Here is a 14,056-nt window from a genome sequence, read left to right as displayed (position 1 = left end):
TCAGTCCCTGTCCCCATCGGTGACCAGGATCACGGTGCACTCGGCATTCTTGATAACGTAATCCGACACGCTGCCCAGGAACAGCCTGTCCAGAGACGACCTGTCAGACCTCCCGACCACGATGGTTTCGCAGTTGAAACGGTCGGCGACGTCGAGAACCATCTCGTCCGCTTTGCCGGTCTCGATGATCGAATGGACGATGGCGCCCTCTGCGGACGCCTTCTTCTGGGCTGCCTCCATGTACTCGCGGACGGTGGGGTCCGGATCCTCCGGATCCATCTTGTCCTTGGATACAACGGTCAGGATGTAGAGCGGCTCGTTGAAGTTGACAGCATACCTGATGGCATAGTCCAGAGCGCGTTTGCAGCTGGGTCTGCCATCATATGCCAGCAGTGTTGTCATAGCATATCTGGACGGGGCTGACTGGCTATAAACATTACTGAGCCAGATTCGAAGAAATGGAAGGGGTTTGCCGGATGGGAAATGACACCCATCCGGTTTGGAGTGTGTACGAACTCACAGGTCGTAGGACTTGGGGTTGTACAGAGGAACGGTGTCCTTGAACTCCTTGACACAGTAGTCGTAGAACTTGTCTGTGTCGTCAGGGAGAGCCTCGAGCTTCTTGATGATGTCCTGGAGGGTGTCGAGCTGCTTGTTGGTCAGTCCGAGCTCCTTGGACTCGTATCCCTTGAGGATGATCTTGGCACCGGTCAGTCCAGCGGCCTTGGCCCTGAGGTACAGGTCGTTGCCGTTCTCGGCGATGGCCTTTCCGACCTCGTAGGCGTGGTCGTAGGCGAGCACGTAGGCCTCGGGTCCTCTGAACCTGTCGGCGTACATGTACATGTCCCTGAGCTGCTTCTCGGTTCCGAGCTGGGTGGCGGTGTTCATCAGAGCGCACTCGTATCCGAGGGATCCGAACCAGCACTGGACGGAGGATCCTCCGAACTCGGGGTGGTACTCGACGGACTCGTTGGACCACAGGTCGCAGCACTGGGCGATCAGGTTACCCTGAAGGTCGCAGTGGGCGCACTGGCAGTTCTTACCCTCCTGGGCGGTGGGCTTTCCGGCGATGGCTTTGCAGATGACTCCCTCGTATCCGCAGTCCTTGTCGGGACCGACGGCACCGGCCTCCCAAGCAGCCAGGGTCCTGGCGGCGGAGATGCACCTGGTGACGGCGGAGAAGGTCTTCTGGACATCGTTGTCGAGGAATCCTCCGGCCATGAACATGGAAACGTTGGCTCCGGAGCAGTTGGTGTCTCCTCCAGCGACGCACTTGTTCTTCTTGGCGATCTCGGAGAACTCGCTCCAGATGTAGGTCATGTCGATGGATCCGAGGTATCCGACTCCGAACAGGAAGGCAACGATGTCTCCGTTGGTGACGGCGTAGTCAGCGAACTCTTTTCCTCCGACGGACTCACAGGAGAGGTTGTCGGCACCGTTCTCACAGGCGATCTCGGCGCACTGGAAGAGTGCCTCGGGGTAGGCGTGTTTGCCACCCATGCCGGGCCTGAGTCCCTCCTCGGCCTCACGCTGGTCGGGGATGGTCTGCCTCACGGCGCAGTTGACTCCGTACTCCTCGTGGTACTTCTCGCAGATGGCCTTCTGGCCCTCGACGACGGGGACGGACAGCTTGGCCTGGTTCATCTGGGAGACCCACTCGGTCTCGAGCTGGACGTTGGGGAATCCGGCGGTGACGGCCCTGTTGAGGATGTCCTTGGAGATGTAGTCGACGTACTCCTTTCTGAGCCTGTCGGCGTCCTTCTCGGTTCCGGGCCTGGGAGCGTAGTTGACCTCGGGGATGACCTCTCCGGCTCCGATCTTGAGTCCGAATCCGTAGGAAACGGGCTGTTTCGCTTTTCCGAAGACCATGTCATCAGCACAGTCGTATGCCATCTTTGTGTATCTTGTAACTGCCATTGTAATCACGCTCCAACGATGTCGTCCCACTCTTCCCTGATCTTCTTCCAGTCGTAGCCCTCGAGCATCTTCTGGGCGAGCAGAGGTGTCTGGGGGGCCTTCTCGGAGTAGATTCCGAGGTCGTAGGAGTTGGCGTAGTCCCTGTTGACGGCTCCACCGCATCCCATCATGGGGATGTTGAGGCCGGCGTCGATGAGTCCCTGGGCGACCCTGGGGAACGCGGTCATGGTGGTGGTCATCAGAGCGGTACCGGAGATGAACAGGGGCTTGACCTCGACGCATTTAGCGACGGCGTCGACGACAGGAACGTCCCTTCCCATGTCGATGACATCGTATCCGGCGGACCTCATCATGACAGCGGCGATGTTCTTTCCGATGTCGTGGGGGTCTCCCTCGGCAGCGTGCATGACGACGGTGGCTTTGGCCTCCCTTCCGCCGGGGATCTGCTTCTCGGCGATGGCGATTCCAATCTCCATGGTCTTGGCAGCCATCATGATCTCGGGCAGGTAGTAAACGTGCTCGGCGTACAGTTTGGCCACGATCTCCATTCCGGCGACAAGTCCGTTGTTGATCACATCGAGAGGGCTCCTCTCTTTGATGGCCTCGGCGACGACGGGTCCAACGGTCTTGAACCTCATGTACATGACTTCCTCGGCGACCTTGTGGAAAACAGGGTCCTGGGGGAGCAGCTTTGCAGCCATCTCCTGGGGAGTCATCTCGACCTGAAGGTCGATGTCGTAGCGCTTCAGTACTTTGCTAAAATCTGCACCTTCGCAACTAAGCATTCTATCTCCTCTGCAAAGGGCCTTTCGACCCCTTGCGATTCGACTAAAAGCTAATGTCGTATTTAGTGCATTTCATGGATGTTTCATACATCCATACATTTTTAGGATTTTGTATTTAAATAAACTGTAATTAATACATCCAACTCCATATTCGTAACCATCGTTATTTAAAGTTTGCTGTTAACGGTCTAAAGATTCATCCAATATCATCCAACCTTGATTCAAATACTGAAACGCGGATCGCCGCCGATTTCGGAGATTCTATAAAACGCAGATGCATGGTTTTGAGTGTGAGCCGGAATTGATGGAAAAACAATGATGGATAATGAATCCAACTCAAATCTGCCTTGATTCGACAGATGTTGCAGACGAATCCAAAGGAAAAGAATAAAATAAGATGGCGGGCGGAAGCCCGCCTAAGGGGTTTAGTTAAGATTCACTCAGCTCAGAGGCCGTAGTTCTTCTTGTTGTACAGAGGCACGAGCTCGGAGTACTTCTTGTCGCAGTACTCGAAGAACTTGTCCTCGCTGTCGGGGAGAGCCTCGAGGTCCTTGATGATGGCCTCGAGAACCTCCAGCTGCTTGTTGGTCAGCTGGATCTCCTTGCCCTCGTAGCCGCCCTTGATGATCTTGGCAGCGGTGAGTCCGGCAGCCTTGGCCCTGAGGTAGATGTTGTCACCGTTCTCAGCGATGGCCTGTCCGATCTTGTAGGCGTTGTCGTAGGCGAGGATGTATCCCTCGGGTCCACGGGCCCTGTCGGTGATCATGTAGAGGTCCCTGAGGGTCTTCTCCTGGCCGGTCTGGATGGCGGTGTTCATCAGAGCAACCTCGTATCCGAGGGATCCGAGCCAGCACTGGACGGAGGATCCTCCGAACTCGGGGTGGTACTCGACGGACTCGTTGGACCACAGGTCGCAGCACTGGGCGATCAGGTTACCCTGAAGGTCGCAGTGGGCGCACTGGCAGTTCTTACCCTCCTGGGCGGTGGGCTTTCCGGCGATGGCCTTCACGATGGGTCCCTCGTATCCGCAGTCCTTGTCGGGTCCGGCGGCGCCGCACTCCCAGGCAACGAGAGTCCTGGCAGCGGAGATAGCCCTGGTGACGGCGGAGAAGGTCCTCTGGACATCGTTGTCGAGGTATCCTCCAGCCATGAACATAGAGGTGTTGGCTCCGGAGCAGTTCGTGTCTCCTCCAGCGACGACCTTGTTCTTCTTGGCGATGTCGACGAACTGGGACCAGACGTACTCCATGTCGATGGATCCGAGGTATCCGACTCCGAACAGGAAGGCGGTGATGTCTCCGTTGGTGACGGCGTAGTCGGCGAGCTCTTTTCCGCCGAGGGTCTCACAGGACAGGACATCGGCTCCGTTCTCACAGGCGATCTCGGCGCACTGGAAGAGTGCCTCGGGGTAGGCGTGTTTGCCACCCATGCCGGGCCTGTATCCCTCCTCAGCCTCACGCTGGTCAGGGATGGTCTGCCTCACGGCGCAGTTGATTCCGTACTCCTCGTGGTACTTCTCGCAGATGGCCTTCTGTCCCTCGACGACGGGGGTAGCCATCTTGGGGTTACCCATCTGGGAAACCCACTCGGTCTCGAGCTGGAGGTCGGGAAGTCCGATGGTGACGGCCCTGTTGAAAGCGTCCTTGGAGATGTAGTCGACGTACTCTTTCCTCAGGGTCTCGGGGTCCTTCTCTTTTCCGGGCCTGGGTCCGTAGTTCAGCTCAGGGATGACCCTTCCGGCTCCGACCTTGATTCCGAATCCGTAGGAAACGGGCTGTTTAGCGGTTCCGAAGACCATCTCGTCTGCACTGCTGTATGCCATTTTTGTGTATCTTGTTGCTGCCATTGTAATCACGCTCCAACGATGTCGTCCCACTCGTCCCTTACTCTCTTCCAGTCGTATCCGGCAAGGATCTTGTCGGCGATCAGGGGGGTCTGGGGTGCCTTCTCGGAGTAGATTCCGAGGTCATAGGAGTTGGCGTAGTCCCTGTTGACGGCTCCACCGCATCCCATCATGGGGATGTTGAGGCCGGCGTCGATGAGTCCCTGGGCGACCCTGGGGAACGCGGTCATGGTGGTGGTCATCAGAGCGGTACCGGAGATGAACAGGGGCTTGACCTCGACGCATTTAGCGACGGCGTCGGTGACGGCGACGTCCTTACCCATGTCGATGACATCGTATCCGGCGGACCTCATCATGACAGCGGCGATGTTCTTTCCGATGTCGTGGGGGTCTCCCTCGGCAGCGTGCATGACGACGGTGGCTTTGGCCTCCCTTCCGCCGGGGATCTGCTTCTCGGCGATGGCGATTCCAATCTCCATGGTCTTGGCAGCCATCATGATCTCGGGCAGGTAGTAGATGTGCTCAGCGTACAGCTTAGCAACGCACTCCATTCCGACAACCAGTCCGTTGTTGATAATGTCCAGAGGCTTGTGGGTCTTCAGAGCCTCGGAGGTGGCCGGTCCGACGTCCTTGAACTTCATGTACAGGACGCACTCGGCGACATTCTTCAGGACGGGGTCCGCAGGCAGCATCTTCTTAGCGACGGCCTCGGGGGTTGTCTCGTTCTGAGCCTCAACGTCGTAGCGTTTGAGGATCTTGGAGAAGTCTACTCCTTTGTAGTCTATCATCTATTTTCCTCCTTTTCCAGGCCTCGGTTGCCCGAAACCTGTAGTGATGAGATGGAACGGGACCTTATTTAACCGATTTTGCGGATGGATGATTTGACCATAGTATTTAAATGAAGTAAAAATCTATAAATAATGTTGTTTCAACAAATAGTGTTAAGCTCATCATTTCTACAATCTGCTTTAAATACTGGATATATAAATAACCGGGGTTTGTTTATAAAGAAATTGATTGTTATCCTAATTAGGAAATTCATTTGATTCTTAACTATAACAGGTTAAAATTGAACCTGCTCACAGTTGGATGCACCAATCGTCGGGAGTATCCATATGTTGGATGAATCATACATCCATGAATATGGAGGTCTCCAAAATGCTGGCTCACTCAACATTATTAGGCATGTATGTATAATCTATATATACTATGAGTTGAGGGAATGAAATATCCGAGCATCTTTTTCCACTGTCAATCCTAACAATCTACGACTTCATTCTTGTTAGTTGGAACAATATTATAATAGGGGGAATTATAGGCACAACCATGTATGTTTACATCATGGGAGGATTCCTCGGAAGCGGGAAGACCACCCTTCTCATGAAACTAGCCTCCATGTACACCAAGCGCGGACTCAAGACCGCGCTTGTCGTAAACGAATCCGGTTCCGTCGGAGTCGACGGGGCCACACTGAAGGCGGAGGACTACGACGCGGTCGAGCTCCCCGACGGATGCATCTGCTGCTCCCTGTCCGGCACTCTGCAGTCCGCTCTCAAGAACATCAAGAAGGACATCGACCCCGACATAATCATCATCGAGCCCACCGGACTCGCCCTCCCCCACAAGGTCAAGGATCTCGTCCGCGTCTCCATGATCGACGACGACGGAACCTTCATCATCGGCGTCGCCGACGTCCAGAGGTTCGAGGACCTGATCAAGAAGAAGGAGCAGTTCTTCAAGATGCAGATGTCCAAGGCCGACTTCATCCTGATCAACAAGATGGACCTGGCCAAGCCCGGACAGATCGAGGAGGTCTCCGGCTGGCTGAAGTCGCAGTACCCCGACAAGCCCGTCATGGCGATCTCCGCCAAGACCGATGAGAACATCGACAAGCTGTACGAGATGATGAGATGAGCGGAGAGCACGAACACCACCATGACCACGATCACGACCATGAGCCGACCTCCATCGAGCAGGCCGGGGGATGCGCGGTCGGACTTAGCGGAACCATCACAGGCTTCAACGCCGACGCCGAGGCAAGGTTCGCCAAGGCGCTGATGCAGGTCGGACAGTGGGTCACAGCCGAATCCGGCTGCCTCCTGGGACACATCAAGGCCGCGATCGTCAAGGAGGACGGTAGCGGGATCACCCTGAACCTCACCGACGTGGAGAACGGCGTCGAGCACCACGGGACCTTGGACCCCCAGGAGAAGGTCAGCTTCACATTCATGTGCGCGGTCCTGGACGTCGACGAGCACGAGCTCAGGCACCAGATGTTCCACGCCATCGACGACACCGGCCTGGACTACGAGCTGGAGGAGCACGTCGAGTGCCACTGCCACGACCACGATCACCACCATGACCATGATCACGACCATGAGCACCACCATCACCAAGACGGCGAGGAGTGCCACTGCCACGACCATGACCATGATCACCATCACGATGAGGGCCACCACCACGAGCACGGCGAATGCCACTGCCCGGAGTGCGAAGCCAAAAAGGCAAAGGAAGCCGCCGAGCCGAAGGAGAAGAAATCCTTCCTCGACAGGCTAAGGAGGAGAAAGGAATGAGCTATGGAATATCTCTGGACATCGGAACCAGCGGTACCAGGGGGCATGCGATCGAGCTCGAGACCGGCAAGATCATCTCGACTTCCGTCACCGAGTGCCACCCGCTCCCGGGTGCCAACATCATGGACCATCTGACGTTCTGCATCAATGTCGGAACCGAAATGGCCCACAAGATTCTGATCGACACTGTGAACAAACTTATCGCCACCCTCGGCGTCGACCTCAACCAGGTCGAGAGGGTGAGCATTTGCGGAAACCCGATCCAGCTCTCGCTGTTCCAGGGCATACCCGTCGACGACCTCGCGTTCGCAGGAGAGAACGCGCACAAGGCACGCGGGATCAAGGAGCAGAAGAGGGACGCAGGATCGTTCTCCGCCGTCGACGTCGGACTCAACGTCAAGGACGGATGCGAGCTTCTGGTTCCCCCCGCGATCAGGCACGAGATCGGTGCGGATGCTCTTGCCATGATGTACAAGAGCGGGTTCCTCGACCAGAAGGAGAACTGCCTCGTCACCGACTACGGAACCAATGCCGAGATGGCGCTCAAGGTAGGAGACGACATCTTCACCGGATCCGCCGCCGCCGGACCCGCCATGGAGGGACAGTCGATCAAATGCGGAATGCTCGCGGGACCCGGAGCCATCTCCGACCTGGAGTACGACTTCCGCTGGATCACCAAGATCCTCGACGAGGACATCCTCCCCAAGGACGGGGACAAGATCGACTTCGGACTCGAGATGATCGAGGAGAACGGGCCCATGCACGGGAAGGCCAAGGGAATCACCGGGACCGGTGTCATCGCCGCGGTCGCCGTCGCCCTCGACGAGCACCTCTGGAGGAAGGGGAAGCTGACCACCTCCGACGGGAAGATGCACTTCCAGGACGGGGTCTACATCGACTCCCACGACATCTCCGAGGCCCTGAAGGCCATCGGTGCGATGCGCGCAGGACACTTCACCCTGCTCGAGCACGCCGGAATCAAGTTCGACGAGCTCGACATCATGTACATGGCCGGAGCCTCCGGAACATACGTCGACGCCGTAAAGGCCAGGGACGTAGGACTCCTGCCCCCGAGCTGCAACACGATCTACCAGTACGGCAACACCTCTCTGGCCATGGCCACCGACATCCTGAGGAACCCCGAGCTCCTCGACGAGCTGCAGAGCATCGCCAACGGAATCAGGGCCAACCACATCATGTTCGCCGGCGACAAGATCTTCGAGCAGATCTACACCCAGGAGCTCGCCCTGTGCGACGAGGGAATGCCCATGGAGATGTACAACAAGAACAACGCCATGGTCGGCATCCAGGAGCTGCCCAAGCCCAAGGGAACCCCCACCGTCCACCGCATGGTCCATCGTGACATCCCCGACCTCGGAGAGAGGGGACTGTACATCCTCCACGACATCGGAACCGAGCTCCGCGGATACATGGAGGGCTGCACTGGATGCAAGAAGTGCGAGAAGGAGTGCCCCGAGAACGCTCTCACGGTCACAGACGACAAGGAGATCGTCGTCAAGACCAAGAACTGCCTCGGAACCGCCTGCTACAGGTGCCAGTTCAGCTGCCCCAGCAAGGTCTACAAGTACGACCAGCTGAAGCTGACCTTCTGAAACCCATCAAGGGGCCTCCGGGCCCACCTTCCATTTCCCCTTATTATAATATAGAATATTCAGAGACGGTGCACCGTCGGCTCGGGCCTGGGAGCCATGCGCCTGTAGCGTATCCTCGGATGACCGATGACGAACGCGCATCCGAGCCTCTTCCCGGGATCGACGCAGCCTATGAACGACATCAGCTCCCGATGGTCCGCATCGTCCGCCATGCGTATCCACATGGAGTAGAACCCTCCGAGTCCCATGGCCTGTGCCATGATCTCCACCCTGGACATGGCGATGCATGCGTTGGCCGGATCCCCGGAGAACGCGAGGATCACCTGCCTCCCCTCCCACATGAAGGGGTCGGGACCCTCTCCCGTCCTGACGTGCTCCACATACTGCGCTATGCGGGGATATTCCCCACTCAGAGGTTCCAGTACGTCCGCCAGCATCCTGCGGAATCCGTCCAGCCTTTCATCGATGACCACGAACTCGACATCCATGACGTTCTGAGCCGTCGGCGACAGGCGCGCGGCCTCGAAAAGCAGTTCGAGCTCCCCGTCGGACACAGGCTCTCCCGTGAACAGCCTGCAGCTCCTTCTGCGGGACAGAAGACCCATGATCCCGTCCGGATCCGCGACTATTCCATGCACCGCCATCCTCTCCGGGACCGAACCCGGGAACCTGGACATGGTTATGGCACCTGAAGGGCAGACAGCGAAGCACTGGCCGCAGTCGAAGCACGCACCCGAGTCGGATTCAAGGGCCTTCCCGTCTTTGATGGAGATGCCGCCCCTGATGCACACGGAACGACAGAGTCCGCATCCGGTGCAGAGCTGTTCGTCAATGTTTATGTGGCGGCCCATGGGGGTGAATCCCCACGGGCCTGTAAAAGGAAAGCGGTTTGAATCAGTCCATGACGTTCTCTTTCTCGAGTTCTTCCAGGATCCTCTTCCTCAGGGCGGTGAACTCCACGGAGGCACGGTCCCTGGGACGCGGCCAGTCGATCTGGATGACCTCCTTGATCTTCGCAGGACGCTTGGTCAGCACCACGATCCTGTCTGATAGATAGACTGCCTCATCGACCGAGTGGGTGATGAAGATGATCGTCTGGTCGGTCTTCTCCAGTATCCTCAGGAGACCCGCCTGCATGATGTTACGGGTCTGAGCATCCAAGGCACCGAACGGTTCGTCCATCAGAATCACATCGGGATTCGTGACCATCGCCCTTGCGATGGCGACACGCTGTTTCATCCCACCGGAGAGCTCGTGCACCCTGTGATCCGCAAACTTCTCCAGTCCGACGATCTTGAGGTACTTGTCCGCCCTCTCGCGACGCTCCTCCTTGGACAGACCTGCGATCTCCAGGCCGAACTCGACGTTCTTCCTGACCGACCTCCATGGGAACAGAGCGAAGTCCTGGAACACCATTCCGCGGTCTGCGCCCGGTGCTGTGCACTCACGGTTCCCGATGAGGATCTGTCCGGATGTTGGCGGGATGAGCCCGGCCAGCATCCTCAGGATTGTTGTCTTGCCGCATCCAGACGGTCCGACGATGGTGATCAGTTCGCCCTTGCGGATGTCCAGCGAGAAATCCTCCAGGACCACCGTCTCCGACTCATCGGTGACATAGGTCTTGCTGAGGTTCCTTATGTGGATCTGGTCCTCGCCCTCTTTGACATCAGACTCGGGGACGAACGTATCCGTCTCGACAGCGTCCCCGGATATCACTCCTTCCTCTATCAGTTCAGACATTCGACATCCCCATCCTTCTCGTGATTACCTTGTGTATGTACTCAGCAAGCCCGGTCGTCAGAATTCCCAGGATCGCAATGACCACGATGGCGGCGAACGCGTTGGGCCACAGACCGTTGGTGGCCATAGTGGACAGATAGTATCCGATACCGCCCAGCTGAGGCGCGTACAACTCAGCAGCGACGATACACATCCATCCGACTCCCAGACCGACCTTGACACCGTTCATCAGGTATGGGACCGCGCTCGGGACCATTACCTTGTAGAACACCTGTGTTGAGGACGCACCCATCGTCCTCGCCGCATCCATGAGATTCGGATCTATCTTCTGCACTCCGAACACGACGTTGGTGAGCACCGGGAAGAATATACCGATGAACACCACCAGGATTGGTCCGATGGTGTAGTCGATGGCCAGGATGAAGATCGGAGCCCAAGCGATTGGTGCGATCGGCCTCATGACCTCGATGACCGGATTGGCGAACTCCCTGATTGTCTTGGAGTACCCGATGATCAGTCCGAGAGGTACTGCCACTACCAGAGCCAGCAGGAATCCCAAGAGGAACGTCCTGAGACTGGATGCTATGTACGCCCATACGGTGCGCCCTCCGGTGATGGAATCACCGTTGACCACCAGGTCCACCAGGGCATGCCAGGTCTCCAGCGGTGTAGGGATAGCTGTCGAGTTCAGCAGGATGGATACATCCCACCATGCGAACACGAAGCACACCAACGACGTAATCGTGATGACGGCGGTTCTGAACCAACGATGATACCTGTTGTTGTCATCATAGGTCCAGTTCAGTATAGTGGTCATGATGACACCTTCATGCCGGGATCAGTCCGCCGTTGACCACTGTGGTCGTCATGGGAGGCGCTCCGACGAATCCCACATCGGCCTCACCGTTCTGCAGGGATGTCGCGACACCGGCTCCATTGGAGGCACTGCTGATGTTGAGGTTTATTCCATAGGACTCGAAGATTCCGAGTTCGTCTCCGAGGTGAACGGCGATCTGATGGATGTCACCTGCGATGACAGCCACAGTCACGGTCCTCATGGAGTAACCCGAGGTGCTCTTCTCGTATGACAGTGCCTGTGACAGGTAACCATCGTTGACGTACCTCTGGGCGAACTCATAGGGGCTGCTGAATCCCTGATTGCTGAGCCTGTTGGTGAGATTGAGATTCTGGACGAGATCGGCGATAGAACTCTCCAGACTCGCCAGCGGACGCTCCTGCGTGTCCCCGAGATTCTCATCGTACCCGTACGTGTAGATGACGGAATCAAGCGAGGCTTCGATGACCGTGCGGTCGGTTATACCGGTCCTCTGGATGGCGAGGTCCACCAGGTAGGCGTAGTCCTCGGAGCTCTTGTCCTGAAGGGCGTTGTTCACCCAGTTGACTGACTCTATGTAGGCCGCAAGGAACCTCACGGTGACATCGGAGTTGTTGGTTATGAAGTTGTGAGAGGCTCCGATGACACAGCAGGTGTGTCCGGGATCGAAATCGGCGGTCGTCATGAGGGAGTTGCAGGGACGCACGGTGCTCTCCAGAAGAGCCTGGTACTGAGGCTGCCAGATGATTCCTCCGTCCAGCTGTGGCGAGTTCTCGAAAGCTGCCGCATTGGTTATACTGTCATTGAAGTAGACTGTATTGCAACCAGGGGATGTGTTAGCGCCATTGGTATACACAGTGAATGTGTACCCCATACTTTCCACAATCTGACGCAACTGCACATGCTGGATCGCTGTGGATCCGGGGGTTCCGAAGATCTTCCCCTCCCAGAACTCCTTGTGGTACTGTATGTTGCCGTCGGCATCCGGAAGAGGATTGCCTTCGGAATCCACGACGATGAAGTCGCTCGCCTCGTATTTGGCGTCGATGTAAATTCCCGATCCCTCGGTATTGACCCTTGCGATCAGGTTGATCTCCTTGTCCTCCGTGTCCTGATTGTAGAACAGGACCAGAATCGACGAGGAAAGGAGGAAGGCGACAACGATGGCCGCCGTTAGCACTACTTTCTTGTCCATTTAGGGACACCTTCCGTTGGGGCGACCTAACGAAGTATCCTTATTTAACCGTAGTATGATACCTTTCATACAATTGTACTAATTCAATAAGCGTTTTATCGCATCTTTCCTCCTCGGGAAAGAAATATAGAACCGTGCGAAGGCACGGCATAGAAGATGTTTGCAGAGTATTTGAACATCCCGTCTGTGAGACGGAATCGACATCCGTTCGTCACAAGGCGTCCATGAAACGCTCCTTTATGTCCACCGCAGCGAACGGGATGTTTCTCGAATCCGAGTTCTTCGGAACTATCATCGCCTGGACGAACCTCATCCCATGACGCTCGGATACAGCACATCTGACACCCTCGGAATCATAGACAGTCTCCACATCGAGTCCGAATGCGATGGCAACGGCACCGATGTCCACAGTATCGTAGGCCTGATTGATCTGGTTGCCCGTCGAGCCGAATGTGCCGTTGTCCACACACAGGATCGTGAGGTTGACCGGCTTTTCAGCAGCCAGGACTGGGAAAATCGACGATCCCAGCAGACTGCCGTCGCCGTCGACCACGAAGACGCGTCTGTCACTGGAAAGAGCCATCCCCAGTGCGATCGGCGTGGCCTAAGTGTAGCTGCCCAGCATGTAGAAGTTCAGAGGACGGTCGAGAGATGCGAAGAGCTCCTTGGATGGGACGCCTATGTTGGACACAAGGATGTCTTCCTCCCCGACGGCGTCTGCTAGAGCCGATATCGCTTCGAGACGCGTCATGGTCGGCTGGGCGACATGCTTGTCCAGACAGAACCTGACATCACGTCGTACCAAATCCATAAGGATTTTAATAAAATTTTCAACTTCAACAGTGTTAAAATAAGTTAAATTGTAGAATTGTTAGAGAATATTATTACTATAAGGATAATATTGTCATATTCAGATAATGATAAAAATGTCTAAAAATTACACGATGAGAACAAATCCCCCATCGTATCCATATCATTGGAGAAAGGGCGCCCACTGCATCCCATCCTTCTCCGCATCCCTGATGCGCTTGAGGTCGACCAGATACGACGTCGCCCTCCATGCGACCGCCCCTGTGCGGCCCTCCCCTCCCTCCAGAAACACCGCGGTGAGCTCGTACACGGGGAGACCCAGGGCGTGCTTCGGAGTGTGTACGCAGGAGCAACCCTGACCGACCGCGTGGCACAAGGCCGCGTCCGCGGGGGACCGCATGTCCCGGGCCATGGCGTGCACGTCCAGTATCGCCCTCTTCGCCTCGGGCATCTTGATCTCTCCCCTGCACCATCTGCTGCAGGTCTCGACGGCGACCGACGGCCTGGGATCCTCGGGATGCCTCCTGGCCAGCTCCTCAGCCGTGCGTTCCGCCCTCTCCAGTCCCCATAGCGCGACCGTGCGCCTGTCCGATGATTCTAGAAGCGAGCGCAGTGCGGAGAGGCAGGGGCTGTCTCTGGTGAACAGGATGGCGTTCCCCCTCTCGTGTCTGGAGACGGCGTCGGACAGGTCCATGGGTTCCCGACGGATTCCGGTTTATTAAGAGTTGATGAAGAAACGATGAAG

Annotated in this window: 15 protein-coding genes; 3 read left to right on the top strand and 12 right to left on the bottom strand. The window is 56.7% G+C overall.

Annotated elements, in window-relative coordinates:
* The 5 genes from JS82_03830 to JS82_03810 all read right to left on the bottom strand — a co-directional run bounded on the left by JS82_03830 (position 1) and on the right by JS82_03810 (position 5,333).
* Positions 1-402, bottom strand: coding sequence for a universal stress protein (locus JS82_03830; protein QHK17280.1), 402 nt, complete (start codon positions 400-402; stop codon positions 1-3).
* Between the two features lie 114 nt (positions 403-516).
* Entirely contained in the window at positions 517-1,917 is a 1,401-nt protein-coding gene (locus JS82_03825) for a methanol--corrinoid methyltransferase (GenBank protein ID QHK17279.1), read from the bottom strand.
* A gap of 5 nt (positions 1,918-1,922) precedes the next feature.
* Positions 1,923-2,702, bottom strand: a complete 780-nt coding sequence (locus tag JS82_03820; GenBank protein ID QHK17278.1) for a methanol--corrinoid methyltransferase — start codon at positions 2,700-2,702, stop codon at positions 1,923-1,925.
* A 445-nt stretch (positions 2,703-3,147) separates the two neighbouring features.
* A complete protein-coding gene (locus JS82_03815; protein QHK17277.1) occupies positions 3,148-4,548 on the bottom strand; it encodes a methanol--corrinoid methyltransferase in 1,401 nt (466 codons plus the stop codon).
* Positions 4,549-4,553: 5 nt separating this feature from the next.
* Entirely contained in the window at positions 4,554-5,333 is a 780-nt protein-coding gene (locus tag JS82_03810; GenBank protein ID QHK17276.1) for a methanol--corrinoid methyltransferase, read from the bottom strand.
* Positions 5,334-5,871: 538 nt separating this feature from the next.
* Here JS82_03810 and JS82_03805 point away from each other — a divergent pair.
* Genes JS82_03805 through JS82_03795 form a run of 3 tightly spaced genes read left to right on the top strand, consistent with a single transcriptional unit; the run spans position 5,872 to position 8,731 of the window.
* Complete coding sequence (locus JS82_03805) at positions 5,872-6,459, top strand: GTPase (GenBank protein QHK17275.1); 588 nt, start codon at positions 5,872-5,874, stop codon at positions 6,457-6,459.
* Positions 6,456-7,118: a hydrogenase nickel incorporation protein HypA gene (locus JS82_03800; protein QHK17274.1), complete on the top strand. Its 663-nt coding sequence runs from the start codon at positions 6,456-6,458 to the stop codon at positions 7,116-7,118. The genes JS82_03805 and JS82_03800 overlap by 4 nt, the downstream gene beginning before the upstream one ends.
* Complete coding sequence (locus tag JS82_03795; protein ID QHK17273.1) at positions 7,115-8,731, top strand: methylamine methyltransferase corrinoid protein reductive activase; 1,617 nt, start codon at positions 7,115-7,117, stop codon at positions 8,729-8,731. Before JS82_03800 ends, JS82_03795 begins: the two co-directional genes overlap by 4 nt.
* A 59-nt stretch (positions 8,732-8,790) precedes the next feature.
* Here the strand turns inward: JS82_03795 and JS82_03790 are convergent, their stop codons facing one another.
* The 7 genes from JS82_03790 to JS82_03760 all read right to left on the bottom strand — a co-directional run bounded on the left by JS82_03790 (position 8,791) and on the right by JS82_03760 (position 14,005).
* On the bottom strand, positions 8,791-9,582 hold the full coding sequence (locus JS82_03790) for a 4Fe-4S dicluster domain-containing protein (GenBank protein ID QHK17272.1): 792 nt from the start codon (positions 9,580-9,582) through the stop codon (positions 8,791-8,793).
* Between the two features lie 43 nt (positions 9,583-9,625).
* Complete coding sequence (locus JS82_03785; GenBank protein QHK17271.1) at positions 9,626-10,471, bottom strand: ATP-binding cassette domain-containing protein; 846 nt, start codon at positions 10,469-10,471, stop codon at positions 9,626-9,628.
* Positions 10,464-11,276, bottom strand: coding sequence for an ABC transporter permease subunit (locus JS82_03780; protein ID QHK18394.1), 813 nt, complete (start codon positions 11,274-11,276; stop codon positions 10,464-10,466). The genes JS82_03785 and JS82_03780 overlap by 8 nt, the downstream gene beginning before the upstream one ends.
* 22 nt (positions 11,277-11,298) lie before the next feature.
* Positions 11,299-12,501 carry a hypothetical protein gene (locus JS82_03775; protein ID QHK17270.1) on the bottom strand — a complete coding sequence of 401 codons (1,203 nt, stop codon included), beginning with the start codon at positions 12,499-12,501 and terminating at the stop codon, positions 11,299-11,301.
* 211 nt (positions 12,502-12,712) lie between these two features.
* Positions 12,713-13,084 (bottom strand): hypothetical protein, encoded by a 372-nt coding sequence (locus tag JS82_03770; protein ID QHK17269.1) that lies wholly within the window; start codon positions 13,082-13,084, stop codon positions 12,713-12,715.
* A gap of 21 nt (positions 13,085-13,105) precedes the next feature.
* Complete coding sequence (locus JS82_03765) at positions 13,106-13,312, bottom strand: hypothetical protein (protein QHK17268.1); 207 nt, start codon at positions 13,310-13,312, stop codon at positions 13,106-13,108.
* Positions 13,313-13,474: 162 nt separating this feature from the next.
* Positions 13,475-14,005 (bottom strand): hypothetical protein, encoded by a 531-nt coding sequence (locus JS82_03760; GenBank protein ID QHK17267.1) that lies wholly within the window; start codon positions 14,003-14,005, stop codon positions 13,475-13,477.
* Between the last annotated feature and the right edge of the window lie 51 nt (positions 14,006-14,056).

The sequence above is a fragment of the Methanomassiliicoccaceae archaeon DOK genome (assembly GCA_009911715.1).
Lineage (GTDB): Archaea > Thermoplasmatota > Thermoplasmata > Methanomassiliicoccales > Methanomethylophilaceae > Methanoprimaticola.
The sequence above is the reverse complement of the archived record's forward strand: the minus strand, read 5'-3'. Positions and strand labels throughout refer to the sequence as shown.

What these genes read in the sequence shown, in the direction of transcription:
- JS82_03830 (QHK17280.1), bottom strand. Translation starts at nt 402, where the DNA reads ATGACAACACTGCTGGCATATGATGGCAGACCCAGCTGCAAACGCGCT.
- JS82_03825 (QHK17279.1), bottom strand. Translation starts at nt 1,917, where the DNA reads ATGGCAGTTACAAGATACACAAAGATGGCATACGACTGTGCTGATGAC.
- JS82_03820 (QHK17278.1), bottom strand. Translation starts at nt 2,702, where the DNA reads ATGCTTAGTTGCGAAGGTGCAGATTTTAGCAAAGTACTGAAGCGCTAC.
- JS82_03815 (QHK17277.1), bottom strand. Translation starts at nt 4,548, where the DNA reads ATGGCAGCAACAAGATACACAAAAATGGCATACAGCAGTGCAGACGAG.
- JS82_03810 (QHK17276.1), bottom strand. Translation starts at nt 5,333, where the DNA reads ATGATAGACTACAAAGGAGTAGACTTCTCCAAGATCCTCAAACGCTAC.
- JS82_03805 (QHK17275.1), top strand. Translation starts at nt 5,872, where the DNA reads ATGTATGTTTACATCATGGGAGGATTCCTCGGAAGCGGGAAGACCACC.
- JS82_03800 (QHK17274.1), top strand. Translation starts at nt 6,456, where the DNA reads ATGAGCGGAGAGCACGAACACCACCATGACCACGATCACGACCATGAG.
- JS82_03795 (QHK17273.1), top strand. Translation starts at nt 7,115, where the DNA reads ATGAGCTATGGAATATCTCTGGACATCGGAACCAGCGGTACCAGGGGG.
- JS82_03790 (QHK17272.1), bottom strand. Translation starts at nt 9,582, where the DNA reads ATGGGCCGCCACATAAACATTGACGAACAGCTCTGCACCGGATGCGGA.
- JS82_03785 (QHK17271.1), bottom strand. Translation starts at nt 10,471, where the DNA reads ATGTCTGAACTGATAGAGGAAGGAGTGATATCCGGGGACGCTGTCGAG.
- JS82_03775 (QHK17270.1), bottom strand. Translation starts at nt 12,501, where the DNA reads ATGGACAAGAAAGTAGTGCTAACGGCGGCCATCGTTGTCGCCTTCCTC.
- JS82_03770 (QHK17269.1), bottom strand. Translation starts at nt 13,084, where the DNA reads ATGGCTCTTTCCAGTGACAGACGCGTCTTCGTGGTCGACGGCGACGGC.
- JS82_03765 (QHK17268.1), bottom strand. Translation starts at nt 13,312, where the DNA reads ATGGATTTGGTACGACGTGATGTCAGGTTCTGTCTGGACAAGCATGTC.
- JS82_03760 (QHK17267.1), bottom strand. Translation starts at nt 14,005, where the DNA reads ATGGACCTGTCCGACGCCGTCTCCAGACACGAGAGGGGGAACGCCATC.